Annotated in this window: 22 protein-coding genes; 13 read left to right on the forward strand and 9 right to left on the reverse strand. The window is 70.8% G+C overall.

All coding sequences use genetic code 11. The features are described 5' to 3' along the window. Nucleotide 1: 1 nt before the first annotated feature. Genes AB0310_RS00790 through AB0310_RS00800 form a run of 3 tightly spaced genes read left to right on the forward strand, consistent with a single transcriptional unit; the run spans nucleotide 2 to nucleotide 3,494 of the window. Entirely contained in the window at nucleotides 2–514 is a 513-nt protein-coding gene (locus AB0310_RS00790) for a DUF3817 domain-containing protein (protein ID WP_060922041.1), read from the forward strand. Continuing rightward, nucleotides 511–2,097 (forward strand): glutamine-hydrolyzing GMP synthase, encoded by a 1,587-nt coding sequence (guaA, locus tag AB0310_RS00795; RefSeq protein ID WP_136052711.1) that lies wholly within the window; start codon nucleotides 511–513, stop codon nucleotides 2,095–2,097. Before AB0310_RS00790 ends, guaA begins: the two co-directional genes overlap by 4 nt. An 8-nt stretch (nucleotides 2,098–2,105) precedes the next feature. Beyond that, the gene (locus tag AB0310_RS00800) at nucleotides 2,106–3,494 is read left to right on the forward strand and encodes a glycosyltransferase (protein WP_363445564.1); all 1,389 of its coding nucleotides are present in this window, start codon (nucleotides 2,106–2,108) and stop codon (nucleotides 3,492–3,494) included. A 56-nt stretch (nucleotides 3,495–3,550) separates the two neighbouring features. Here AB0310_RS00800 and AB0310_RS00805 read toward each other — a convergent pair whose 3' ends face one another. Further along, entirely contained in the window at nucleotides 3,551–5,647 is a 2,097-nt protein-coding gene (locus AB0310_RS00805; RefSeq protein WP_363445566.1) for a glycoside hydrolase family 10-like protein, read from the reverse strand. Between the two features lie 183 nt (nucleotides 5,648–5,830). On the opposite strand from AB0310_RS00805, the gene AB0310_RS00810 reads away from it, so the two are divergent. Both AB0310_RS00810 and AB0310_RS00815 read left to right on the forward strand, forming a co-directional pair. After that, nucleotides 5,831–6,259, forward strand: coding sequence for a YciI family protein (locus tag AB0310_RS00810; RefSeq protein ID WP_366236372.1), 429 nt, complete (start codon nucleotides 5,831–5,833; stop codon nucleotides 6,257–6,259). Between the two features lie 13 nt (nucleotides 6,260–6,272). After that, a complete protein-coding gene (locus AB0310_RS00815) occupies nucleotides 6,273–7,568 on the forward strand; it encodes an RNA polymerase sigma factor (RefSeq protein ID WP_366236373.1) in 1,296 nt (431 codons plus the stop codon). Nucleotides 7,569–7,665: 97 nt separating this feature from the next. Here the strand turns inward: AB0310_RS00815 and AB0310_RS00820 are convergent, their stop codons facing one another. Both AB0310_RS00820 and AB0310_RS00825 read right to left on the reverse strand, forming a co-directional pair. Further along, nucleotides 7,666–7,938, reverse strand: a complete 273-nt coding sequence (locus tag AB0310_RS00820) for a GlsB/YeaQ/YmgE family stress response membrane protein (protein ID WP_187663444.1) — start codon at nucleotides 7,936–7,938, stop codon at nucleotides 7,666–7,668. Nucleotides 7,939–8,097: 159 nt separating this feature from the next. Continuing rightward, nucleotides 8,098–9,018, reverse strand: coding sequence for a Bax inhibitor-1/YccA family protein (locus AB0310_RS00825; protein ID WP_187663445.1), 921 nt, complete (start codon nucleotides 9,016–9,018; stop codon nucleotides 8,098–8,100). 91 nt (nucleotides 9,019–9,109) lie between these two features. Here AB0310_RS00825 and AB0310_RS00830 point away from each other — a divergent pair, with 91 nt between their 5' ends. Further along, on the forward strand, nucleotides 9,110–10,096 hold the full coding sequence (locus tag AB0310_RS00830) for a glycerophosphodiester phosphodiesterase family protein (RefSeq protein WP_187663446.1): 987 nt from the start codon (nucleotides 9,110–9,112) through the stop codon (nucleotides 10,094–10,096). A 9-nt stretch (nucleotides 10,097–10,105) separates the two neighbouring features. On the opposite strand, the gene AB0310_RS00835 is transcribed toward AB0310_RS00830, so the two are convergent. Then, on the reverse strand, nucleotides 10,106–10,504 hold the full coding sequence (locus AB0310_RS00835) for a YccF domain-containing protein (protein ID WP_060922036.1): 399 nt from the start codon (nucleotides 10,502–10,504) through the stop codon (nucleotides 10,106–10,108). Between the two features lie 89 nt (nucleotides 10,505–10,593). On the opposite strand from AB0310_RS00835, the gene AB0310_RS00840 reads away from it, so the two are divergent. The 5 genes from AB0310_RS00840 to ligD all read left to right on the forward strand — a co-directional run bounded on the left by AB0310_RS00840 (nucleotide 10,594) and on the right by ligD (nucleotide 17,466). Then, the gene (locus tag AB0310_RS00840; RefSeq protein ID WP_366236374.1) at nucleotides 10,594–11,580 is read left to right on the forward strand and encodes an ABC transporter ATP-binding protein; all 987 of its coding nucleotides are present in this window, start codon (nucleotides 10,594–10,596) and stop codon (nucleotides 11,578–11,580) included. Beyond that, a complete protein-coding gene (locus tag AB0310_RS00845; protein ID WP_366236375.1) occupies nucleotides 11,577–12,593 on the forward strand; it encodes an ABC transporter permease in 1,017 nt (338 codons plus the stop codon). Before AB0310_RS00840 ends, AB0310_RS00845 begins: the two co-directional genes overlap by 4 nt. 101 nt (nucleotides 12,594–12,694) lie before the next feature. After that, nucleotides 12,695–15,148, forward strand: coding sequence for an ATP-dependent helicase (locus AB0310_RS00850; RefSeq protein ID WP_187663450.1), 2,454 nt, complete (start codon nucleotides 12,695–12,697; stop codon nucleotides 15,146–15,148). Nucleotides 15,149–15,192: 44 nt separating this feature from the next. Beyond that, on the forward strand, nucleotides 15,193–16,329 hold the full coding sequence (locus AB0310_RS00855; RefSeq protein ID WP_366236376.1) for an SseB family protein: 1,137 nt from the start codon (nucleotides 15,193–15,195) through the stop codon (nucleotides 16,327–16,329). A gap of 66 nt (nucleotides 16,330–16,395) precedes the next feature. Then, nucleotides 16,396–17,466 (forward strand): non-homologous end-joining DNA ligase, encoded by a 1,071-nt coding sequence (gene ligD / locus AB0310_RS00860; protein ID WP_268777175.1) that lies wholly within the window; start codon nucleotides 16,396–16,398, stop codon nucleotides 17,464–17,466. A 6-nt stretch (nucleotides 17,467–17,472) separates the two neighbouring features. Here ligD and AB0310_RS00865 read toward each other — a convergent pair whose 3' ends face one another. Together AB0310_RS00865 and AB0310_RS00870 are read right to left on the reverse strand one after the other, a co-directional pair. After that, a complete protein-coding gene (locus tag AB0310_RS00865) occupies nucleotides 17,473–18,516 on the reverse strand; it encodes an ATP-dependent DNA ligase (RefSeq protein WP_366236377.1) in 1,044 nt (347 codons plus the stop codon). 43 nt (nucleotides 18,517–18,559) lie between these two features. Continuing rightward, nucleotides 18,560–20,011 (reverse strand): phytoene desaturase family protein, encoded by a 1,452-nt coding sequence (locus AB0310_RS00870; RefSeq protein ID WP_366236378.1) that lies wholly within the window; start codon nucleotides 20,009–20,011, stop codon nucleotides 18,560–18,562. Nucleotides 20,012–20,076: 65 nt separating this feature from the next. On the opposite strand from AB0310_RS00870, the gene AB0310_RS00875 reads away from it, so the two are divergent. Both AB0310_RS00875 and AB0310_RS00880 read left to right on the forward strand, forming a co-directional pair. Further along, nucleotides 20,077–20,559 carry a hypothetical protein gene (locus tag AB0310_RS00875; protein ID WP_259954268.1) on the forward strand — a complete coding sequence of 161 codons (483 nt, stop codon included), beginning with the start codon at nucleotides 20,077–20,079 and terminating at the stop codon, nucleotides 20,557–20,559. Continuing rightward, nucleotides 20,559–21,110 (forward strand): GNAT family N-acetyltransferase, encoded by a 552-nt coding sequence (locus AB0310_RS00880; RefSeq protein WP_366236379.1) that lies wholly within the window; start codon nucleotides 20,559–20,561, stop codon nucleotides 21,108–21,110. Before AB0310_RS00875 ends, AB0310_RS00880 begins: the two co-directional genes overlap by 1 nt. On the opposite strand, the gene AB0310_RS00885 is transcribed toward AB0310_RS00880, so the two are convergent. The 3 genes from AB0310_RS00885 to AB0310_RS00895 all read right to left on the reverse strand — a co-directional run bounded on the left by AB0310_RS00885 (nucleotide 21,107) and on the right by AB0310_RS00895 (nucleotide 23,484). Next, complete coding sequence (locus AB0310_RS00885) at nucleotides 21,107–22,342, reverse strand: acyl-CoA dehydrogenase family protein (protein WP_366236380.1); 1,236 nt, start codon at nucleotides 22,340–22,342, stop codon at nucleotides 21,107–21,109. The two genes, AB0310_RS00880 and AB0310_RS00885, sit on opposite strands and share 4 nt — an antisense overlap. A gap of 66 nt (nucleotides 22,343–22,408) precedes the next feature. Next, nucleotides 22,409–23,074, reverse strand: a complete 666-nt coding sequence (locus AB0310_RS00890) for a TetR/AcrR family transcriptional regulator (RefSeq protein WP_366236381.1) — start codon at nucleotides 23,072–23,074, stop codon at nucleotides 22,409–22,411. A gap of 125 nt (nucleotides 23,075–23,199) precedes the next feature. Continuing rightward, complete coding sequence (locus AB0310_RS00895) at nucleotides 23,200–23,484, reverse strand: hypothetical protein (protein WP_280568171.1); 285 nt, start codon at nucleotides 23,482–23,484, stop codon at nucleotides 23,200–23,202. Nucleotides 23,485–23,511: the final 27 nt, after the last annotated feature.

Here is a 23,511-nt window from a genome sequence, read left to right on the forward strand (position 1 = left end):
CATGCCCGAACCGAAAGTCGCCAGCTTTCCGGCGATCCGCGGTGCGCTGAAGTTCTACCAGATCGCGTCGATCATCACGGGAGTCATGCTGCTCCTGCTGCTCGCCGAGATGGTGCTGAAGTACACGCCGATCCACCTCGAGCTCTTCGCCGGAGGGTCGGGCGGCCCGCTCTGGTTCGCCGGCGTCATCGCCGGACCGGACTGCCAGTGGTGGTCGCTGTTCGCGCCGTGGACGAACTCCTGCGAGATGACCTCCCTCGGGGACGGCTTCAACATCTCGCTGTTCATCCTCGTCGCCCACGGCTGGTTCTACGTCGTCTACCTCTTCGCGTGCTTCCGCATGTGGAGTCTGATGCGCTGGCGGTTCCCGCGGTTCATCCTGCTCGCGCTCGGCGGCGTCGTGCCGCTGCTGTCGTTCTTCATGGAGGCGGTCGTCGCCCGTGAAGTCAAGACCTATCTCGCCACCAGGGAGGCCGCCGAGGCCTCCGCGATCGCCCCGGAAGGTGTCCGTTGACCGAACAGTCCGAGACCCAGCAGCGCCCCGCGCTCGTCGTCGACTTCGGCGCCCAGTACGCGCAGCTCATCGCCCGCCGCGTGCGCGAGGCCGGGGTCTACAGCGAGATCGTGCCGCACACCGCCACGGCGGAGGAGATCGCCGCGAAGAACCCCGTCGCGATCATCCTCTCCGGTGGTCCGTCCTCGGTGTACGAGGAGGGTGCACCGAAGCTCGACCCGTCGGTCTTCGACCTCGGCGTCCCCACGCTCGGCATCTGCTACGGCTTCCAGTACATGGCGCAGACCCTCGGCGGCGAGGTCGCGCACACCGGCCTCCGTGAGTACGGCGCGACCGATGCCGTCATCTCCGGTGACGGGGGCACGCTGCTCAGCGGGCAGCCGACCGAGCAGAACGTGTGGATGAGTCACGGTGACCAGGTCGCGAAGGCCCCGGAGGGCTTCGAGGTGCTCGCGACGACGGAGGCCACGAAGGTCGCCGCCTTCGCGAACGAGGAGCGCGGTTTCTACGGCGTGCAGTGGCACCCCGAGGTCAAGCACTCCGACCACGGTCAGCGTGTGCTCGAGAACTTCCTCCACAAGGGTGCCGGCCTGGCATCCGACTGGAACCCCGACAACGTGATCGCCGAGCAGGTCGAGCGCATCCGCGAGCAGGTCGGCGACGCCCGGGTCATCTCGGCGCTGTCCGGCGGCGTGGACTCCGCCGTGTCGACCGCCCTCGTGCACAAGGCCATCGGCGACCAGCTCACCGCGGTCTTCGTCGACCACGGCCTCCTCCGCAAGGGCGAGCGCGAGCAGGTCGAGAAGGACTACGTCGAGTCCACCGGCGTGCGGCTCATCACGGTCGACGCCGCCGAGACCTTCCTCGGTCACCTCCAGGGCGTGACCGACCCGGAGGAGAAGCGCAAGATCATCGGGCGCGAGTTCATCCGGGCGTTCGAGAAGGTGCAGCTCGACCTCGTCGAGGAGGCGAAGGCCGACGGCGGCGCCCCGGTGAAGTTCCTCGTGCAGGGCACGCTCTACCCGGACGTCGTGGAGTCGGGTGGCGGTGCGGGCACCGCCAACATCAAGTCGCACCACAACGTGGGCGGGCTGCCGGACGACCTCGACTTCGAGCTCATCGAGCCGCTGCGGGCCCTCTTCAAGGACGAGGTCCGCGCGATCGGTCGCGAGCTCGGCATCCCCGAGGCGATCGTCGGCCGCCAGCCGTTTCCGGGGCCCGGCCTCGGCATCCGGATCATCGGTGAGGTCACCGCTGACCGTCTCGAGATTCTGCGTGAGGCCGACGCCATCGCCCGCGAGGAGCTGACCAAGGCCGGCCTCGATCAGGAGATCTGGCAGTGCCCCGTCGTGCTCCTCGCCGACGTGCGCTCGGTGGGCGTGCAGGGGGACGGCCGCACCTACGGGCACCCGATCGTGCTGCGTCCGGTCTCCAGCGAAGACGCGATGACGGCCGACTGGACGCGCCTGCCGTACGACGTGCTGTCGAAGATCTCGAACCGGATCACGAACGGCGTCCGTGACGTCAACCGCGTCGTGCTCGACGTCACGTCGAAGCCGCCGGGGACGATCGAGTGGGAGTAGGGGGCACGATGCCCCCGGTCTCGGCGCCCGCCCTCCCGGACGCCGAGTACCTGGTGCTGTCCAGCCGCCTGATCCCGGGGCTGGACGGCGGGTACACGATCGCCACGCTCGCGCGCGCCCGGCTGTTGGCCGCCGCAGGGGCGGGGGAGGGCGCGGGTCCGCAGCTGCTGACCTTCGACCCGGGGACGGCGGCCGAGCACGCCGAGCACCGTCGCGTGTTCACCGAGCGCGGTGCGCTCACCGCCCGCGATCGCCTGCGGAACCTCTTCGACGAGGCCGTCGCGCCGGAGGGCGGAGCCGCCTCCTGGCTGCGAGACGCGGCCGACGCTGCGGTGACGGCCGACCCCGACGTGGAGTACCGGGTGCTCGCGGACCCCGAGGGGCGCCCCTTCGCGGCGCTCCCGGTGATCCCGGGCAACCCCGACTGGCATCTGACGGATGAACCGGTGCTGGTGTACGACGGCGCCGGCGGGGTCGTCGGTGCGCTGCACGGTTTCCGCGGACTCTACGGTGCCTGGCTCGGGCACGTCACCGCGGCGGTGGGGGACCGTCCGATCGTCGTGATCTGCGAGTCCCGCCAGCTCGGTGAGCTGATCGCCGATTGGGTCGACCCCCGCGTCCGCATCCTGCACCCCATCCACACCATGCACGTGGAGGCGCCCTACACGCCCGACGCGACCGTCAACACGCTCTGGACGCGCTGGTTCCGGCTGGCCGACCGCTTCGACGCGGTCATCTGGCCGACGGCCACGCAGCGCGACGACGTCGTGGCGCGGTTCGGTGAGGCCGCCAACCATGTCGTGGTGCCGAACCCCATCGCGCCGGTCGAGCGCCGTGACGACCTGCGCGAGGAGGGCCTCGTGGTCGTGCTGGGGCGGCTCGCGGCCGGCAAGCGCATCGACCATTCCATCCGTGCCTTCATCGAGGCGGACGTGCCGGGCTCCCGGATGGAGATCTGGGGCACGGGAGCAGAGCAGGAGCGGCTGGCGGCACTGATCGCCGAGCTCGACGCCGCGGACCGCGTGCGTCTCTGCGGCTACACCGCGGATCCGGCCACCGTTCTCGATCGGGCATCCGTGCTCGTCACCTCCACGGCGTTCGAAGGGCAGCCGCTGGGCATCGTCGAGGCCCTCCTGCACGGCACGCCCGTGGTGTCCTACGACGTGCGGTACGGCATCCGCGATGTTCTCGGTGCGGGCGGCGGGGTCCTCGTCCCCGCGGGCGACGTGGAGGCGCTGGGGGAGGCGCTCCGGGAGCTGCTGACCGACCAGGACCGTCTGGCGGCGCTGCGTGCCGAGGCGCCGGCCGTGGCGGCGGCGTGGAGTCCGGAGCGCTCGATGGAGGCGCTGGCCACGACCATCGCCGCCGTCGTGCGGGCTCCGTCCCGGCGCCGCTGAACGCGACCGTCGCGACCGCCGGGAGGTCGCGAGCGGCCCCCCGGCGGTCGATGGCGTCATCGCGTGCGGCGCCTGTGTGCGGCCACGACCGTGGTGACGGCGCCGGCGGCCAGTAGCAGGCCGCCCAGCAGCAGAGCGACGATGGGGGCGTCGCCACCCGTCGCCGCGAGATCACCGCGCTCGCCACGCGTGGCCCCGCTCCCGGGTGCTGTGACGCCGTCCTCACCCGCAGCGCCCGGGTTCGACGGGCTGCCGGGGTCCGTCGGTCCGGTCGGATCCGTCGGAGTCCCCGGATCGGTCGGGTCCACCGGCTCGTCCACGGCGACAGCCACCGGTGCACTCTCGACGGCGGCGGCATCCAGCGCGGTCACCACCCAGGTCTCCGTCGCAGCGCGCGCGGCGGTGGGGGCATCGTCGGCGGGGAGGGGGAAGCGGAACGACGCCGCGCCGCCTGCCCAGACCGTGTCCACCAGCGCGCCCGGCGTGGCGACGATCTGCGCCGGATCACCGGTTCCGCGATAGATCGCATACTGGCGGGCCTCCTGCGCGTCCCCGGCTTGCCAGCGGAGCTCGCCGTCGATGACCTCGGGGGCCGCCGGGGTGGCCACCTGTCCGTCCGAGAGCCAGGGCTTGGCCGGAACGAGCGTGGGGTGGGCGAAGGCCTCGCCCTCGAGGAGCTCGATCGCGGTGTTCTTGGCCTGGTGTTTGGGCTGCTGATCGGCGGGGAGAGAGCTCAGATCGCTGGGCTTCATGTCGTTGTAGCTGAACAGGACGCTGCCCTCGATGCCGTCGAGCTTCTGGTTGTACCGGATCTGGTTCGGCACCTCCTCCGGGTTCATCCAGGCCTGCTCCCAGCCGCCGTTGTTCACGTGCTTGTAGAGCGCGTGCCCCACGTACACCTGGGTGCGGCTGCCGGCGGCCACGTCGCTCCACCACTGCGCGAGCTCCCCGTAGGGGGCGGCGGCCTGATCGAAGCTCCAGTAGATCTGCGGCACGATGTAGTCGATCAGCTCGTTCTGCACCCACCCGCGGGTGTCGGCGAAGACCGCCTGGCTGTACGTCTGCGACGAGCTGGTCGGCGTGTGGGATCCGGCCGGGTCCAGCGCCTCGTGCTCCCAGATCCCGAACGGGCTGATGCCGAGCTGCACGGCGGTGCCGCGGGCCGCGTTGCCGGCATCGATCGCGTCGCCGACGAGGGTGATGAGACCCGTGATGTTGTCGCGCCGCCACGCCTCGATGCCGTCCACGGTGTCGGGGTAGCCCGCCGTGAGGCCGAACTCCTCGAAGGTCGCGCGGTCCTCGCCCTGCGCGCCGAAGAACACGTTCTGGCCGTCGACGGTGATCCGGTACGGGTAGAAGTAGTCGTCGAAGTGGATGGCGTCGACGTCGTAGTTCTCCGTGATCTCGGCGACGGTGGCCGCGACGTACGCGGGGACCTCGGGCTGGCCCGGGTCCAGGAACAGCTTCTCCTCGAACGACAGCACCCAGTCGGGGTGCTGCACGGCGAAGTTGTCGTCGGCGAGGATGCCGGCGTCGTTGAGCGCCGCGATGTACTGCGGGATCGAGAGCGCCTTCACCTCGTCCGCGGTGAGCCCGAGTGCGGTGAGGATCGCGGGAGACGTCATCTTGGTGTTGGTCACACGGTAGGGGTTCAGCCAGGCGTGGAACTCCATGCCGCGCGCGTGCGTGGCCTCCACCATGCGCTGCAGCGGGTCGTACCCGGGATCGGCGCCCTGGGTGCCGGTGAGGAACTCGGACCACGGGTTGAGCGCCGACGGGTAGTAGGCGTCCAGCAGCGGACGCACCTGGAAGATCACGGCGTTCATGTTCCAGGAGGCGAAGTCGTCGAGCACCGTCGCGTAGCGGGCGTCGAAGTCCGCTGCATCCGTGGGCTTGCCGAAGTTCAGGTTGCCGATCGTGCCGACCCAGGCGCTGGAGAAGCGGCGGTTCTCCGGCGTCAGCGTCGTGGGGATGGCGACCTGCTCTCCGGATCCCGGATAGGTGTACACGGGCTCCGTGCTGTAGCCATAGGCGCCGGAGGTGTCCTTGACGTACCGGGTCAACGGCTCCTCGTCGGGGGCCGCTCCGGCGGTGGTGGGGAGCGCCAGCAGGAGCAGGGCGGCAGCGGCGGTGGCCGCGATGGGTCTCTTCATCGAGTCTCGTCCGATCTGGAAAACAATTTCCATTGAAAGGGTGTGAACTGAAACTCTATGCCTTCAGTGCGTCCTCGAGAAGTCAACGAAAGAAGTCCCACCCCGATGTCGATCTCCGCTGTTCCCGTTCGACGTCTGTGATGAGAGGGTCGAGGAACGGCCCTTCGGAACAAGGAGAACATCATGAAGTTCATGCTCATCATGCGCGCGACCGACGACGCGGTGGCGGCCTACCAGGAGATGCCCTTCGAGCAGGTCATCGAGGCCATGGGCCGATACAACGAGTCGATGATGAAGGCGGGCGTCCTCGTCGCCGGCGAGGGCCTGACCGACGCGGCGGAGGGCTTCGTCGTCGACTTCAGCGCCGAGAAGCCGCTCCTCACGGGCGGCCCCTACGGGGAGACGAAGGAGCTCTTCAACGGCTTCTGGATCATCGAGGTCTCTTCGCGCGAGGAGGCCGCGGAGTGGGCGAGCCGGGCGCCGCTGGGGCCGGGGTCGTTCCTCGAGGTGCGCCGGGTGACCGGCCCCGAGGACTTCCCCGCCGACAACGAGTGGATCGAGAAGGAGGCGGGCTGGCGGGAGGAGCAGGCTCGCCGTACCGAGCAGGCGTGAGGCCGCTCCGCTGATGGACGGCTCCTCGGACCCGGGGGCCACCTCGGCCGCCTCTGCGCAGGAGGCGGCCGAGCGGGCTGTCGCAGCGGTGTGGCGCATCGAGTCCGCGCGCATCGTCGGCACGCTGACGCGGATGGTCGGCGACTTCGGCCTGGCGGAGGATCTGGCGCAGGAGGCCCTGGTCGCCGCGCTGCGGCAATGGCCCGTCGAAGGGGTCCCGCGCAACGCCGCGGCGTGGCTCACGGCCGTGGCGAAGCGGAAGGCGGTGGACGGGTGGCGCCGCCGCGAGCGGCTGGACGATCGTCTCGCTCTGATCGCGCACGAGCTCGAACAGGAGCAGGCGCAGGTGCCGGACCTGCCGTGGGATCCGGACGCGGTGGACGACGACGTGCTGCGCCTCCTCTTCATCGCGTGCCACCCGGTGCTCTCGCGGGAGGCGCAGGTCGCCCTGACGTTGCGGGTCGTCGGCGGTCTGTCGACCGGGGAGATCGCCCGCGCCTTCCTCATTCCCACAGCCACGGTGCAGCAGCGGATCGTGCGCGCGAAGAAGACGCTGGCGGCCGCGCACGCGCCGTTCGAGGTGCCACCGCGGGACGAGCATCCGGCGCGGCTCGGTGCGGTCCTCGGGGTGCTCTACCTCATCTTCAACGAGGCGCACGCAGCCAGCAGCGGTCCGGAGTGGATGCGGCCGGAGCTGAGCGACGAGGCCATCCGGCTCGCCAGGGTGCTCGCCGCGCTGCAGCCTCGGGAGCCGGAGGTGCACGGTCTGCTCGCGCTCCTGGAGCTCACGGCCGCCCGCTTCCCGGCGCGTACCGACCGGAACGGGGACCCGGTGCTGCTCGCCGATCAGGACCGCGGACGCTGGGACCGCAGCCGGATCGCGCGGGGGAGAGCGGCTCTGGCGACGGCGGACGGACTCGGCCGCGGTCGCGGGGCGTACGGTCTGCAGGCAGCCATCGCCGAGTGCCATGCCGTCGCGCCGTCCGTGGAGGAGACGGACTGGGATCGCATCGTCGTGCTCTACGAGGCGCTGGGCCGGCTCACCCCGTCTCCGGTGGTGGAGCTGAACCGCGCGGCCGCCGTGGCCATGGCGACCGGGCCCGCCTCCGCCCTGCGGCTGCTCGATGAGCTGAGCGCGTCCGGGGTGCTGCGCGGATACCATCTCCTCCCGGCCACGCGCGGCGAGCTGCTGCGTCGGCTCGGCAGGGAGAGTGAGGCGCGCAGCGAGTTCGCGGTGGCCGCAGGGCTGGCCGGCAACGACCGCGAACGCCGACTCCTGGAGCGCAAGGCACGTGGAGCCGAGGGCTGACCGGCAGCGGCACGAAAAAGACCCGCCCCTCACGGATGCTCTCGCAGCCGTGAGGGACGGGCGTGGGTGACGCGGAGCGCGTCGAGTGGGGTCTGCGTCAGTCGTTGACCCGCTGGCTGCGGCCCGCGATGAGGCCGTAGATCAGCAGCACGATGATCGAACCGCCGATGGCCAGGAGCCAGGTGCCGAGGTCCCAGAACTCCGTGAGCGGACGGTTGAGGATCAGGCTGCCGAGCCAGCCGCCGAGCAGGGCGCCGACGACGCCGAGCAGCAGGGTGATGAACCATCCGCCGCCCTGCTTGCCGGGCAGGATCAGCTTCGCGATGGCTCCGGCGATGAGGCCGAGAAGAAGAAAGCCGAGAAAACTCATGGTCAGCTCCTTGGGTCAGGAGCCCCGGGGTGCCGGGGCTTCGTGGTATCCACTGTGGCGGGTCGCCGGACCGCGTGCCAACCCCTTGCGCGCACCGTCCCGGATATGGCAAAGGCCCGCCTCCGCAGGGAGACGGGCCTTTCGTGGTGCCGTATCGCGTCAGTTGTTGCCGCGGGCGATCGCGATGATCCGCAGGATCTCGACGTAGAGCCAGACGACCGTGACCATGATGCCGAAGCCGCCGAGCCAGCCGTACTTGCGGGGAGCGCCGTTGCGCACGCCCTGCTGGATCTGGTCGAAGTCGAGCACCAGCGAGTAGGCCGCCATGATCACGACGAGGACGCCGATGATGAGGCCGAGCGGGATGCCCATGATCTCGGCGCTGAACAGACCGAACGCGTTGTCGTTGATCCCGGTCCACATGAGGACGAGGTTCAGGAGCGAGAAGACCAGGTAGCCGATCATCGCGATCATGAAGATCTTGGTCGCCTTCTTCGAGGCGCGGATCTTGCCGCTCGCGAAGAGGGCGAGGGTCACGCCGACGACCGAGACGGTCGCGAGCGTTGCCTGGAAGACGATGCCGGGCCAGCGGACCTCGAAGAACGCCGAGATGCCGCCGATGAAGAGGCCCTCGAAGGCCGCGTAGGCGAAGATCAGCGCGGGGCGGACCTTCTTGCGCGAGGTGAAGGTGATGACCATCGCCAGCACGAAGCCGCCGAGCGCCCCGAGGGCCCAGGGCAGCACGTTGACGGCGGCGGGGTTGTACGGGTCGTACCGCGGCACGTCGAGGCCGCCGAGCGTCAGCACCCAGCCGACGGCGGCGGTGACGAGGAGGATGCCGAACAGGCCGGCGGTCTTCCACACGGTGTCCTCGACGGACATCCGGTCGGTCTCGAGGGCGCCGGCCGCGGGGGCGGCGTACATGCCCTCGAGCTGCGCGTTGGCGGCGGCATCCATCGCACCGTGCTGGAGCGACGCGGCCTGTGCGCCCTGCGCACCCTGGGGGGCACCCGGGTAGGTCGCGACGTTGCGCGGGTCCTGCTGCTGGAAAGCAGGATTGTTGAAGGCGAAGTTGCTCATCAGGTGGGCCTCACTCCAAAGGGGGGTCGTAGGTCGCTTTCCTCCACGATACCCGGGCGGCGACACTCCCGGGGTGCCTTACGCTGTGAGCGTGCCCAGCAAATCCCCGCTCGTCATCGGGCATCGCGGCGCTCCCGGCTACCGCCCCGAGCACACCCGCTCGTCCTACGAGCTCGCCCTCGCGATGGGGGTCGACGCCGTCGAGCCGGATGTGGTCGCCACCAAGGACGGCGTCCTTGTCGTGCGGCACGAGAACGAGATCTCCGGCACCACCGACGTCGCCGATCACCCGGAGTTCGCCGACCGCCGGACGACGAGGCGCGTGGACGGCGCCGCGCTGACCGGCTGGTTCACCGAGGACTTCACCTGGGAGGAACTGTCCACGCTGCGGTGCCGGGAGCGGCTGCCGAAGATCCGGTCGTCCAGCGCCTCCTTCGACGGCGCGGAGCCGATCCTGCGTCTGCGCGACGTGCTCGACCTGGTGCGGGCGGCCGCGGCCGCTCAGGGGCGGGAGATCGGCGTCGTGCTCGAGGTCAAACACGCCACCCACTTCGCGAGCATCGGGCTCGACCTCGCGCCCCTCATCGCGCAGGAGCTGCGGGATGCGCGGTGGGCGGCGGGGGAGCTGCCGCTCATCGTGGAGAGCTTCGAATCGACCGTGCTCCGACAGCTCCGTGCCGAGGGCGTCGACGCGAGCTTCGTCTACCTCATCGAGGCGGCGGGACAGCCGTACGATCTCCTCGTCGCGGAGGGAGCAACCGCCCTGAGTTACCCGGAGACGGTGGTGCCCGAGAACCTCGACCGTCTGGTCGGGCGGGTCGACGGGATCAGCGTCGACAAGAAGATGCTCCTCGTGCCGGGGACGACGCTGGTGGCCGACGCCCATGCCCGCGGTCTGACCGTCTTCACCTGGACCTGTCGGCCGGAGAACACCTTCCTCGCGGCGCCGCACCGCGGACCGGGAGGCAAGAGCGCGTTCGGGGACTACGAGGCCGAGTGGGCCGTGATCGCGCGGCAGGGCGTGGACGGCGTCTTCGTCGACCACCCCGACCTCGGCGTCGCCGTCTTCCGCGCCTGACCCACGGCGCTAGAGCGTGCGGTCGAACGCGCCCTGACGGGTGGAGACGATCTCCTTGCCGAGTGGCATGAGCGAGACCGGGACCATCTTGAAGTCGGCGATGCCCATCGGGATGCCGATGATGGTGATGCACAGCGCCAGTCCCGACACGATGTGACCGAGCGCGAGCCACCATCCCGCGAGGATGACCCAGAGCACGTTCCCGAGGAACGAACCCACGCCGGCCGTCGGCTTGCTGACGACCTCGCGGCCGAAGGGCCAGATGGCGTAGGCGGCGATGCGGAACGACGCGATGGCCCACGGGATCGTGATGATCGGGATGCACAGCAGCAGGCCGGCCAGCACGTAGCCGAGGAAGAGCGCCCAGCCCGCGAGGATGACCCAGATGATGTTGAGGATCGTGCGCATACTGCGATTGTGTCACCCGCGGGGCGGCGCGGCTGGGCATCAGCCCGGAGGTCCCCGGCGCTCGCGCCCGGCGATGCCAGACTGACCGCATGACCGGAATAGTGGTGGACGACGTCAGTAGAGCGTTCGGGGACGTGCAGGCCGTGCGAGGGGCCACGCTGCGCGCAGAGGCGGGAAGGGTGACGGGCCTGGTGGGCCCGAATGGGGCGGGCAAGACGACCCTGCTCCTGATGCTCGCCTCGCTGCTCGCCCCCGACAGCGGCTCGATCCGCATCGGCGGCATCGACCCCGAGGCCGACCCGCTCGCCGCCCGTCGGGTGCTGGGGTGGATGCCGGATGCCCTCGGCGCCTGGCCCTCCCTCACCGCCCGCGAGACGATCGTGACCACGGCCCGGCTCTACGGGATCGACCGCGCGGACGCGGAGCGGCGGGCGCAGCACCTCCTCGGCCTGGTCGGTCTCGGGGAGCTCGCGGATTCGGCGGCGAAGGTGCTCTCCCGCGGGCAGAAGCAGAAGCTCGGCCTCGCCCGTGCCCTGGTCCACGACCCGCAGGTGCTGCTCCTCGACGAGCCGGCGTCGGGTCTCGACCCCGAGGCCCGCGTACAGCTGCGGGTGCTGCTGCGCCGCTTCGCGGCCGAAGGACGCACGGTCCTCATCTCCAGCCACGTGCTGTCCGAGCTGGAAGAGGTCGTCGACGACGCCGTCTTCCTCGTCGGCGGGGCCGTTGTGGATGCCGCTCCGGCGCAGAGCGCGGTCCGCGCCTGGCGGGTGCGGCTCGCCGGCGCGACCCCCGCACGCCTGACCGCGGACACCTGGCAGGTCGCGTCGACTCTCGGACTCGCTCCCGAGTCCCTCGTCGTGGACCGCGGCGCCGTCCTCGTCGGCTTCCCCGGGGAAGACGCCGCCGCCCAGTCGCTGCGTCACCTCGTGGAGGCGGGGCTGCCGGTCGCGGAGTTCGCGCCCGCGCAGAGCGACCTGGAGCACACCTTCCTCGCGCTCCGGAACCCGCAGCCGCCCGCGGCGACGACCCCACCCCCGCCGCCTGCGGCACCCCACGGAACGGAGGCGGGAGCATGAGCCTCGCGAACATCGGCGTCATCGCGCGCCTGGAACTGACCCAGCGGCTGCGGAGCGTCGGCTGGTACGTGCTCCTCGGCGTCTTCGCGCTGGTGCTCCTCGGCGTCACCGGCCTGTCGTTCGCCGTGTACTCCTGGGGGGAGGACGTCGGGGCCGGCGTGTCGTCCATCGTCGTCAACGTGGTCCTGCTGCTCGTCGTGCTCGTCTCGCCGACGCTCAGCGGCAACGCCATCAACGGCGACCGGGAGGCGGCCACGCTCGCGCCGATCCAGGTCACCGCGGCGTCGACCGGCGACATCATGCTGGGAAAGCTCCTCGCGGCGATCGCGACGGGGGGCGCGTTCCTGCTGGTGGCCGTTCCGTTCCTCGCGGCGTCGCTGCTGGCGGGTGGAACCGATCCGATCGTGCTGTTCGTGGCGCTGCTCATCCTCGCCGCCGAGATCATCATCGTCGCCGCGATCGGCGTGGGGCTGAGCGGCCTCATCGCCCGACCGCTGTTCTCCGTCGCGTCCACCTACCTCGTGGTGTCGGCGCTCGTCATCGGCACGATCATCGTCTTCGCACTCGGCGGCCTGGCCGTGCGCAGCGAGGCGACCACCTACAGCCGCCCCTACGACAGCAACGGCAACGTGGACTGCGAGAGCTGGGACAGCTACACGTACGAGGCGCCGCGGTTCGACCTCGTGTGGTGGGCGCTCGCCGCCAACCCGTTCGTCGTGCTCGCCGACGCGACCCCCACCGAGTTCAACACGAGCGGGTACCCGGTCGATCTGTACGGGCAGATCAAGTTCGGTGTCCGCAGCGCGCAGCTCTCGCCGCTGGAGCAGCGATGGGACGACTGCGATCCGAAGAGCGGTTCCCAGACGGCTGAGCAGGTGATCGACGAGACCGTGCCCAGCTGGTTCGTGGGGCTCGGGGTGCAGGTCGTGCTCGCCGGGGCGCTGTTCGCGGGAGCGTGGGCACGGACGCGGACGCCGGCGCGACGGCTGCCGCCCGGTACGCGCATCGCCTGACCGGAAGCGGACCGCCGTCCGACTCGGAGGGGTGCGCGTCGTCCGCGTACCCCTCCGCCGGGGCCCTCGATGTCGGTGCCGCCGCCTAGACTCGAGAGGTCATGACCGAAGCCCCTCTCATCGTCCCCGGATCCGTCGGCCCGCAGTCCTCCGGCGCCCCCGCGCAGGACGACCTCCTCGCCGGCCTCAACCCCCAGCAGCTCGAGGCCGTCACCTATCGCGGGCCCGCGCTGCTCATCGTCGCCGGCGCCGGATCGGGCAAGACGAGCGTGCTCACGCGCCGCATCGCCTCGCTCCTGCGCAGCCGGGAGGCGTGGCCGAGCCAGATCCTCGCCATCACCTTCACCAACAAGGCCGCCGGCGAGATGCGCGAGCGCGTCGAAGGGCTCATCGGGGACGCCGCGCGCGGCATGTGGATCTCCACGTTCCACTCCGCGTGCGTGCGCATCCTCCGCCGCGAGGCGCAGCAGTTCGGGTTCACGAAGAACTTCACCATCTACGACTCCGGAGACTCCCGCGCCCTCCTCAAGCGGCTGGTCAAGGAGCACGAGGCCGACGCCTACGGCCTCACCCCGGCGGCGGTCCAGGGGCGCATCTCCAAGCTCAAGAACGAGCTCTCCGACGCCGAGGCCTATGCCCGCCAGGCCAACATGAGCGACCCGGCCGAACGCGTCTTCGTCGAGGTCTTCGCCGACTACCAGCGCCAGCTCCAGAAGGCCAACGCCTTCGACTTCGACGACCTCATCGGCCAGACGGTCTACCTGTTCCGGGCGTTCCCCCAGGTCGCCGACACCTACCGCCGCCGGTTCCGCCACATCCTCGTCGACGAGTACCAGGACACCAACCACGCGCAGTACGCGCTCATCCACGAGCTCACCCGTCCGGTGTCCGGCGTCGGCGCGACACCGGAGCCGTATGCCGCCAACGGCATGATGATCTTCGAGCCCGACCCCGAGCCGGCACCGGGCGCCGGTGAGGCCGGGGCGTCGCTGACGGTGGTCGGCGACTCGGATCAGTCGATCTACGCCTTCCGCGGCGCGGACATCCGCAACATCAGCGAGTTCGAGCGCGACTTCCCGGGGGCGAAGGTCGTCCTCCTCGAGCAGAACTACCGCTCGACGCAGAACATCCTCTCCGCCGCGAACGCCGTCATCGGCAACAACTTCGACCGCAAGGACAAGAAGCTCTGGAGCGACCGCGGCGAGGGCGACAGGATCATCGGCTTCACCGGCTACTCGCAGCACGACGAGGCCCAGTTCGTCGCCGACGAGATCGAGGCCCTGCACCGCAAGGGCATGCCGTACTCGGAGATGGCCGTCTTCTACCGCACGAACTCGCAGTCCCGCGCGCTGGAGGAGATCTTCATCCGCTCGGCCGTGCCGTACAAGATCATGGGCGGCACCAAGTTCTACGAGCGCGCCGAGATCAAGGACGCCCTGGCCTACCTCGTGGCGGTCGCCAATCCCGCCGATGAGATGGCCGTGCGCCGCATCCTCAACAAGCCGCGGCGCGGCATCGGCGACGTCACAGAGACCGCCATCGCCCGTTTCGCCGAGGAGCACGGCATCTCCTTCCGCGATGCCCTGTCGCTGCCGGGGCAGCTCGGTGTGGGCCCGAAGATCCAGGCTGCCATCGCCCAGCTCGATGCGGTTCTCGCCGAGGCGACGGCGATCATGCTCCCGCCGACGGGGGAGGTGCCGCCGCCCACCTCCGTGGCCGACGGGCTCAGCCTCCTGCTGTCCAAGAGCGGGTACCTCGACGCCCTGCGCGCCAGCCGCGACCCGCAGGACGAGGCCCGCGTGGAGAACCTCGACGAGTTCGTGGCCGTGACGCGCGACTTCGCGCGCAACAACCCCGAGGGCACCATCACCGACTTCCTCACCGAGGTCGCGCTGGTCTCCGATGCGGACGACCTCGACGACGAGTCCGGGTCGGTCTCGCTCATGACGATGCACACCGCCAAGGGCCTGGAGTACGACGCGGTCTTCGTGACCGGCGTCGAGGAGGACCTCATCCCGCACCGCATCTCGGCGGGAGAGCCCGGCGGGCCGCAGGAGGAGCGGCGGCTGTTCTACGTGGGCATCACCCGCGCCCGCAAGCGCCTGCACCTGTCCCTGGCGATGACCCGCGCGCAGTTCGGCGAGGTGACGGTCGCGATGCCCAGCCGGTTCCTGCAGGAGATCCCGGCCTCCCTCATCGACTGGCGGCAGTCCCCGGGCGACGTCAACTCCCGCGGGGGCATGCAGTCCAGGGCGCTGAACGCCCGCCGCTCCGGGGGCTCCGGCGACCGCTTCGGCGTCAAGGCCCTGCCCCGCGACTCCCTCAAGCCGCTCTCGACGGCGATGGACAAGATCCCCAACCGTGTCACCGCCAAGATGCGCGACAACGGCGACCTCGAACTCGCCGCCGGAGACCGCATCCGGCACGACGACTTCGGTGAGGGCCGGGTCGACGCCGTCACCGGTGAGGGGGCCAAGCGCATCGCCCACGTCCGGTTCGACACGGCGGGGCAGAAGAAGCTGCTCATCAAGGTCGCACCGATCCAGAAGCTCTGACGTCGCGGCGAAGGGGGCGGGGAGACACGGTTAGGCTGGCTCCCATGGCCCTCTTCTCCCGCCGCAAGAAGTCCGGCGACGACGCCGTCGCTCCCGCCCCCTCCGCCGCTCCGGCAGCCGACACCGAGGAGGACGCGAGCATGGCGACCGAGGAGTCGGAGGCGTCGACGGCCGAGGCATCGCCCGCCGTCGGCATCTCCGTCCAGGCGTTCCGCGGTGTTGGCGCCGAAGCCGGACCCGAGGTCGCCCTTCCGGATCCGGATGCCGCGACAGCACCGGCGCCCGCTGCCGCAGCGACACCGCCGCGCCCGGCGGAGGAGCCCGCGGCGCCGGCTGCCGAGCGGAAGCTCCCGCTCGCTCCTGCGCTCCCGCCCGAGCAGACCGAGACCGTCGCAGGGATGAAGGACAACGTCCTCCTGCGCGAGTCCCTGGCGCAGATCGAGGCGGGCGCCTCCAACGAGCAGCTCCTCGGAGTGCTCCGCCAGGCTCTGCAGAGCCACCTCTACATCCGCGTGAGCGGTGATGCCCGCGCGCAGATCAGCGAGGGCAAGCCGCTGGCCGTCGCCGTGGTCCGCGACGGAGAGCGGCAGTTCATGCTGGCATTCAGCTCGGCGGCCGCCGTCCGCGACTCCGTCCAGCTCGAAGCAGACCCGTCCGCCACGTCCGCGGTCGCCCAGCCGACGACCTCGGTCATGCAGCAGGTCGTCTCCGGCGACTTCGCGGGTCTCATCATCGACAACGCCTCGGCGCCGCATCGTGTGGTGTTCCCCACTGAGCTCCTGCAGAAGACGCTCGAGCAGGCCGACGTCGACATGACCGTGAAGTCGCTGCTCGCCGCTCCGCGGGAGCAGGACTCGCCCGCCAAGGTGGGCGAGGCCCTCGCCACGACGCGCATGTGGGTGGCCGTGAACGACGGATCCGGCACCGGTCAGGTCGGCATCGCCGAGGCTCAGACAGCCGACGGTCGGCGCTTCCTCCAGCTCTTCTCGCACCCGCTGGAGGTCATCGCGCTGGGCCGCGGCGACCGCCCGCTGCCCTTCGAGCCTGACCAGCTCGCGAAGGTGCTGTCGAGCCACTCCGAGATGGCCGGCGTCATCATCGACTCCGCAGGACCCTCGATGGTGGTGGAGCGCGACGCCCTCGCCCCGGTGCTCGTGCGCGCGTTGCGGATCGAGGACTGACGGCACGCGTCCACCGGGGGCCTGCCGGGGGTTCCGTGCGTCGTGACCGCCCCCTAGGGTCGGAGCATGGCCTCTGAACGCGTGACCCTGACCGTCGCCGACACCGACGGAGAGCGTGAGGTCGCGCTCTCCAGCCCGAATCGGATCGTCTGGCCCGACCTCGGTATCACCAAGGCGGAACTCGCCGAGTACGTGCAGCTCGTGTCTGTGCCGTTCCTCTCGGCGAACGGCAACCGCCCGGTGTCCCTGGAGCGCTTCCGCGACGGCGTCGGCGCTGCCGGCGGTCCGCGTCCCGAGGGGTTCTTCTCGAAGAACCCGCCGAAGGGCACTCCGGACTTCGTTGACGCCGTCACGGTGACCTACAACAGCGGCCGCCGCCATCCCCAGATCGTCCTGAACCGCACGAGCGCGATCGTGTGGGCGGTGCAGATGAACACCATCGTCTTCCACCCGTGGGCATCGCTGGCGACCGACTCCGACAACCCGGTCGAGCTGCGGATCGACCTCGATCCCCAGCCGGGCACCGGGTTCGCCGAGGCCGTCCCCGCCGCCCACGCTCTGCGGGAGGTGTTGCGGGAGGCCGGGCTGGAGGCGTTCGCGAAGACGAGCGGCAACCGCGGCCTGCACGTCTTCGCCCCGATCGAGCCGACCCACGAGTTCCTCGACGTGCGGCACGCCGTGATCGCCGCCGGCCGGGAGCTCGAACGCCGGATGCCGGATCGCGTCACGACGAACTGGTGGAAGGAAGAGCGGGGCGAGCGCCTCTTCGTCGACTTCAACCAGGCCAACCGCGACCGCACGATGGCCGGCGCCTACAGTCCGCGCGCCCTCCCCGGTGCGACCGTCGCGACGCCTGTGCACTGGGACGAGCTCGACGATCTCGACCCCAGGACGTTCACCGTCCGGAGCGTCCCGCAGCGGCTCGAAGAGGTCGGCGACCCCTGGGCCGACATGCAGGCGAAGCCCGGGCGCATCGACACGCTGCTGGAGTGGTGGGAGCGCGACACGGCGGACGGCCTCGGGGAGTTGCCCTTCCCACCGGAGTTCCCGAAGATGCCGGGAGAGCCGCCGCGCGTGCAGCCGAGCAAGAAGAACGCCGCGAACTGGGATGCCGACGGCAACCCCGTCGACGACTGAGCGCGCTCAGCTCAGGACGTCGGCGAGGTCGTAGCCGTCGACGGTGTCGAGCTGGTCGTACGTGCAGGAGCGGGCTTCCCGGTCCGGCCTCCATCGCTCGAACTGCACGGTGTGGCGGAAGCGCGCGCCCTCGAGCTGGTCGTACCGCACCTCCAGCACCCGCTCGGGGCGCAGGCGAACGAACGACACGTCCTTCGATCCGCTGAACCGCGACCGCTCACCCTCACCCGTCACGGCGGCGCCGTCCTCGTCGCGCTCGACCAGCGGCGCGAGCTCCTCCACGAGCTGCTTCCGCTTCGCGTCGCTCCACGCCGCGACGCCGCCGACCTGGCGCAGGGTCCCGTCGGCGTCGTAGAGCCCGACGAGCAGCGAGCCGACCCCGGTGCCGGACTTGTGGATGCGGTAGCCGAGGGCGACGACGTCGGCGGTCCGCGCATGCTTGATCTTGAACAGGGTGCGCTTCCCCGGCGCGTACGGCTGGGCCAGCGGCTTCGCCACGACGCCGTCGAGCCCCGCGCCCTCGAACTCCTCGAGCCAGCGGACGGCCGCGTCCCGATCGCGGGTGGTCCTGGTCAGGTGCAGCGGGTGCTCCACGGACTCCATGAGTGTCTCCAGCCGGGCCCGGCGCGTCTCGAACGACTGGGCCCGCAGGTCGTCCTCCCCGGAGGCGAGCAGATCGAAGGCGATGAACATGGCCGGGGTCTCCGTGGCGAGCTTCGCGACCCGGGAGGCCGCCGGGTGGATGCGCTGACTGAGGGCCTCCCAGTCCAGACGCTGCGCGCCGTGCGGACCCGTGGCCACGACGATCTCACCGTCGAGCAGGCAGGGCACGGGGAGCAGCTGCGGAATCGCGTCGACGAGTTCCGGGAAGTAGCGCGTCAGGGGCTTCGCGCCGCGGGACCCGATCTCGACCTTCTCGCCGTCCCAGGCGATGAGCCCGCGGAACCCGTCCCATTTCGGCTCGTAGAGCAGGCCGCCCGGCGTCTTGTCGGGGTCGGGAACGGCCGCGACGGCTTTGGCGAGCATGGGGGCCGGGATCTCGTAGCGCATGCACCCATCCTGGACCGGGCGGCGAGCGGGGGAAAGGGCCGGGTCAGCCGAACAGGTCGTCGAGCTCCGCGGGCGTGCCGGCGTCGCGGAGCACGGTGTGTGCCGCGTGCCATCCCGCCATGCCGTTGACCGCGGGGCCGGGCGGAGTCGAGGCCGACGCGAGGTACACGCCGCGCATCGGCGTCCGCCACGGAGCGGGGGAGAGGACGGGGCGGCGCAGGGCCTGACGCATGTCGAAGACGCCCCCGGAGATGTCGCCGCCGATCTCGGCCGGGTTGATCGCCTCGCGCGAGGATGCCGGCACCGCGTGGTGGGCGAGGATCCGGTCGCGGAATCCCGGCGCGAAGCGCTCGACCTGTGCGGTGATGAGTTCGGTCGGGTCGAGGTCGGAGCCATTCGGCACGTGGATGTACGCCCAGAGCACGGCCTTGCCGTCGGGCGCCCTGGTCGGGTCGAAGAGCGAGGGTTGGACCGCCAGCACGTACGGACGCTCGGACACGTGGCCGACCGCCACCGCGTTCTCGCTGTTCCACACCTCCTCCCTCGTCCCGGCGACGTGCACGGTCGGGGCGCTCCGCACGTGCTCGTTCGCCCACGGGACGGGTCCATCGAGCGCGAAATCGACCTTCGCCGCCGCGGCGCCGTAGCGGTAGCCGCGGAGGGCGCGGGCGTACGAGGCCGGGATGTCAGGGTGGGTGAGTGCGAGCCGGGGAGAGGTGTTGAGCAGCAGCACGTCACCGCGGTCGGGGTCGACCCCGTCCAGGTCCGCGAGGTCGGTGACGCGGGCGCCCGTCTCGATCGTGCCGCCATGGGCCTCGAGATCGGCGATGAGGGCGTCCGCGATCACCTGCGAGCCGCCGCGGGGGTACGGCCAGCCGCCGGCGTGGGCGAGCCCGGCCAGCAGCAGACCCGCCGCGGCGCCGGCGAGCGTGGGCTGCGGGGAGTTCGCGTGCGCGACCACTCCGGCCATGAGCGCGGCCGCTTCCTCCGTGCGGAAGGCGGCCCGCGCGAGGGGCGTGCCCTGGTCGAGCATGCGGATGGCGTAGCGGACGGCGGTGATCGGGTCCTGCGGGAGGCGGAGGAGCTGGTTCCCGGTGAAGTCCGTGACGCCGTCGATGTGCGTGCTGAGGGGGCGGAGCCGGCGCAGCCAGGCGCCCCCGTCGATGCCGAGGTCGGCGGCGGTGCGCTCGATGTCGCGCCACGCGATGGCGGCACGACCGTCGTCCAGAGGATGGGCGAAGGAGATCTCGGGGCGGATCCACTCGATCCGCTCGTCGAGCCCGAACGCCTGGAAGAAGGGCGAGGCGACGGCTGCGGGGTGGACGGCCGAGCAGACGTCGTGACGGAAGCCGGGGAGGGTGGCCTCCCGAGTGCGCAGGCCCCCTCCGACCGTGTCCGCAGCCTCGAGCACGCGTACCCGGTAGCCGGCGCGGGCGAGGGAGACGGCGGCGGCGAGGCCGTTCGGGCCGGATCCGATGATCGTCGCGAGTGCCATGCGGCCAGTCTCGCACGCGAGTCCGCGGTCGGCGGAGGGGGTTGCGCCGTGCGATCCTGGAAGGGATGAATGAAGTCCAGGGCCCGACCCCCGCCGGCACCTCCCGTCCGTACCGCTCGCTTCCCGAGGCGCTCCGCGCGCACCGCATCGATCCGGTGAACCATGCGTTCATCACCGAGATCGTCGATTCCGCGGGGGTGACCTCTCTGATCGACCGCGGTCGCTACATCGAGGCGATCCGGCGCGAGGGCGCGGCGCTGCACATCGGCCGCACGTACACCAACGGATTCACGGAGGACGAGGTCGTCACCGTCGGCTCGACCCGCCTGCGGCTGCAGCCCAGCGAGGGGCGCGCGCCGTACTTCTACGTCACGCACCCGAGCGAGTTCGCCCCGCAGGCCCCCGTCAAGGCCAAGCGTTCCACGACGCCGCGCACCCCTTCGGCACCGCGCACCCCCGCGGCGCCGAAGCCCGTCGAGCGCGACTACGGCGTGTGCGACGTCTGCTTCATGGTGAAGACCCCCGCCGGCGGCTGCGGCTGCGACTGATGCCCGCGGCCTCCGCGTCGCACGGCGGCGTCTCCGTCCGCGAGGCGGAGTGGCCACAGGATGCGGCCTTCGTCGGTACGGCGGTTTCGACGTACCTCCGTCAGACGGAGCAGGAGAAGCACGACGTCCTGGGTGATCCGGAGGAACCCGAGGGCGAACTCCCCGAGCGGTACCGGCCGGAGGTCCGTGACCCTGCGACCGCGTACGCCGATGGTCGGGTGCTCGTGGCGGAGATCGACGGGGCCCCGGCCGGCGTGGTGATCGCCCTGCCGTATGCCGGTCACACCGAGATCAAGCGGCTCTGGGCTGACCCCGCCGTGCGCGGCCGAGGTGTCGGTTCCGCGCTGCTCGACGCCGTCCTGGCGGAGGCCGAGGGTGCGGTGCGGCTGTCGGTGTGGGAGTGGCGCGACGCCGCGATCCGGCTCTACACGTCCCGCGGCCTCCGCCCCGTCGACCCCTGGGACGATCGCGACCGCCTCCTCTGCTTCGAATCGCTCACTTCGCTGCATCCGGTCGCCGAACCCAGCGAAGTGAGCGATTCGAAGGGCTAGGCGAAGGCGCTCATCCCGGTGATGTCGCGGCCGAGAAGGAGGGCCTGCACGGACTCGGTGCCCTCGTAGGTGTGGATGGCCTCGATGTCGGCCATGTGCTGCATGACGCCGTTCTCCAGAAGGATGCCGTTGCCTCCCAAGAGGTCACGCGCCGTCGCCGCGATCCGCCGGGCCGCCCGGGTGTTGTGGAACTTGGCGAGCGAGGCCTGGGTCGGACGCAGCGCTCCTGCCTGCTCGAGGTCTGCCATCCGGCGGCAATAGAGCTGCATCGCCGTCAGGTCCTCCAGCATGTGCGTCAGCCTCTCCTGCACCATCTGGAACTTCGCGAGCGGCTTGCCGAACTGCACACGCTGCTTCGCGTAGGCCAGAGCCGCCTCGTAGCAGGCCGTCGCGTGGCCCAGCGCCGACCAGGCGACTCCGGACCGGGTGGCGTAGAGCACGGTCGAGGCGTCCTTGAAGCTCCTGGTCCCCGGCAGCACCGCGTCCAGCGGTACCCGCACGTCGTCGAGGCGGATGTGCGCCTGGTGGATCGCGCGGAGTGAGGCCTTCCCGCGGATCACGGTGCCGGTGTACCCGGGGGCTTCCTGCTCGACGAGGAAGCACCGCACCGCCCCGTGCTCGGCGGCGGACTCGTCGTCGACCCGTGCCCAGACGAAGGCGATGCCGCCCGAGGCGCCGTTGCCGATCCACTTCTTGGCGCCGCGGAGGACCCAGGAGTCGCCGTCGCGGCGGGCCACGGTCTCCAGCGAGACGGAGTCCGAGCCGTGGTCGGGCTCGGTCAGCGCGAAGGATCCGAGTACCGAGCCGTCGGCGAGTGCCGTGAGCCAGCGGTCCTGCTGGGCGGGCGAGCCGAACAGGGCGAGCGTCCGCAGCGCGAGGCCGCCCTGCACGGCGAGGATCGTGCCGAGGGAGCCGTCTCCGCGCGAGATCTCCATGTTGACCAGGCCGGCGGCGAGCGGGGAGAGTCGGGTGAGCGCGGGATGGTCGACGCCGTCGACGACGAGGTCCATCTCGCCCATGCGGCGGGCGGCGTCGAGCGGGTACTCGGCGCGGTCCCAGGCCTCGGCCATCTGCGGGGCGACCTCGTCGACGTACGCCTTCGCACGATCCCACGCCTCCCGATCGACGGCGGGGATGTCGGCGAAGACGGCGTAGTAGTCGCTGTCCTGCCGTCCGGTGATGTCGTAGGACGAGACGCGCTCGCCGGGGACGGGGGAGGCTTCCGTGCTCATGATGCTCCTTCGTGACACCAGGTATCGTACTCCTCGATACTCGGTATCACGATCTCTCCGGCGGGCTCAGTCGAGCTCGGAGCGCAGCCTCCGCGTGACCTCGGCGACGGGCATCGAACGGGGGAAGACCGCCACCACCATGTCGTCTGGAGCCCCCGCCGCGGTGTCCTCGCCGACGCCGTACCGTCGACGCGCATCCGCGAGCGCGGACTGGAGGGTGGACAGCGGCACCTTCCTGCGTCCGCGCAGGAGCTGTCGCAGCACGTGGTTGTGCACCGCCGTCACGAGCGCCGCGAAGCCCACCGCGTCCAGCGGATCGACTCCCGGCAGGGCGCTGCGCAGGTACTCGTCGAACAGCCGCTCGTAGCGGAACACGGTGATGATCTCGCGTTCACGGAGCACCGGCACCTCCCGCACGATCTGGTAGCGCCGTCGCGCGAGCTCCGGGTCGTTCGCGAAGTGCGTGAACACGGACTCCGATGCCGCGCAGACCGCGCCCCACGGATCGTCGTGCCCCTCGTCGAGGAACTCCCGGAGCTGCTCCAGCAGGACCTCGTGATCGGCGAAGACCACGTCCTCCTTGCCGCCGAACTGCCGGAAGAAGGTCGACCGGGAGACGCCGGCGGCCTTGGCGATCTGCTCCACGGACGTCTGGTCGAACCCCTGGGCGCTAAAGAGTTCGAGCGCGGCGGCGACGACGCCCCCGGTGCGCAGCTCTGCGGATTCCTGCATGGCGAAATCCTAGACCGCCGTGGGGCTCACGCCCGAGCGTCCCCGCGGGAGCGCACCGCTGACGCAGTTCCAGGACCCGCGTTTCCGTGAGGGCGCGCGACCGTCCATGCTGATCCTGGCTGTGGTCACGAGGCGTCCGGGGTTCGCCGACTCGCGCGCGAGTCCGATGCCCGATACCGCCGAGCGATCCGTATGAAGAGGTCCAGGGCCTCGGCTTCCGAGCGGAAGCGGAGCGGCGCATGGAAGCGCTCACCGCGCTCGTCGGCCTCCCAGACGATCCACTCCTCGCCTTCGCGCTCGATCCAGGCGGACGACTGAGGTCGGCCTGTACGGCCGAACCAGTTCGCGGTCGCGGTGAGCTTCTCGTCGCGGATGATGCGCTGCGCCTGGGCGCCGGTGAGGTCGCTCACGTCGTCTCCTTCGTCTGGCTCCGACGC

This window comes from Microbacterium meiriae, from assembly GCF_040702565.1.
In the GTDB taxonomy this organism is placed as follows: domain Bacteria; phylum Actinomycetota; class Actinomycetes; order Actinomycetales; family Microbacteriaceae; genus Microbacterium; species Microbacterium meiriae.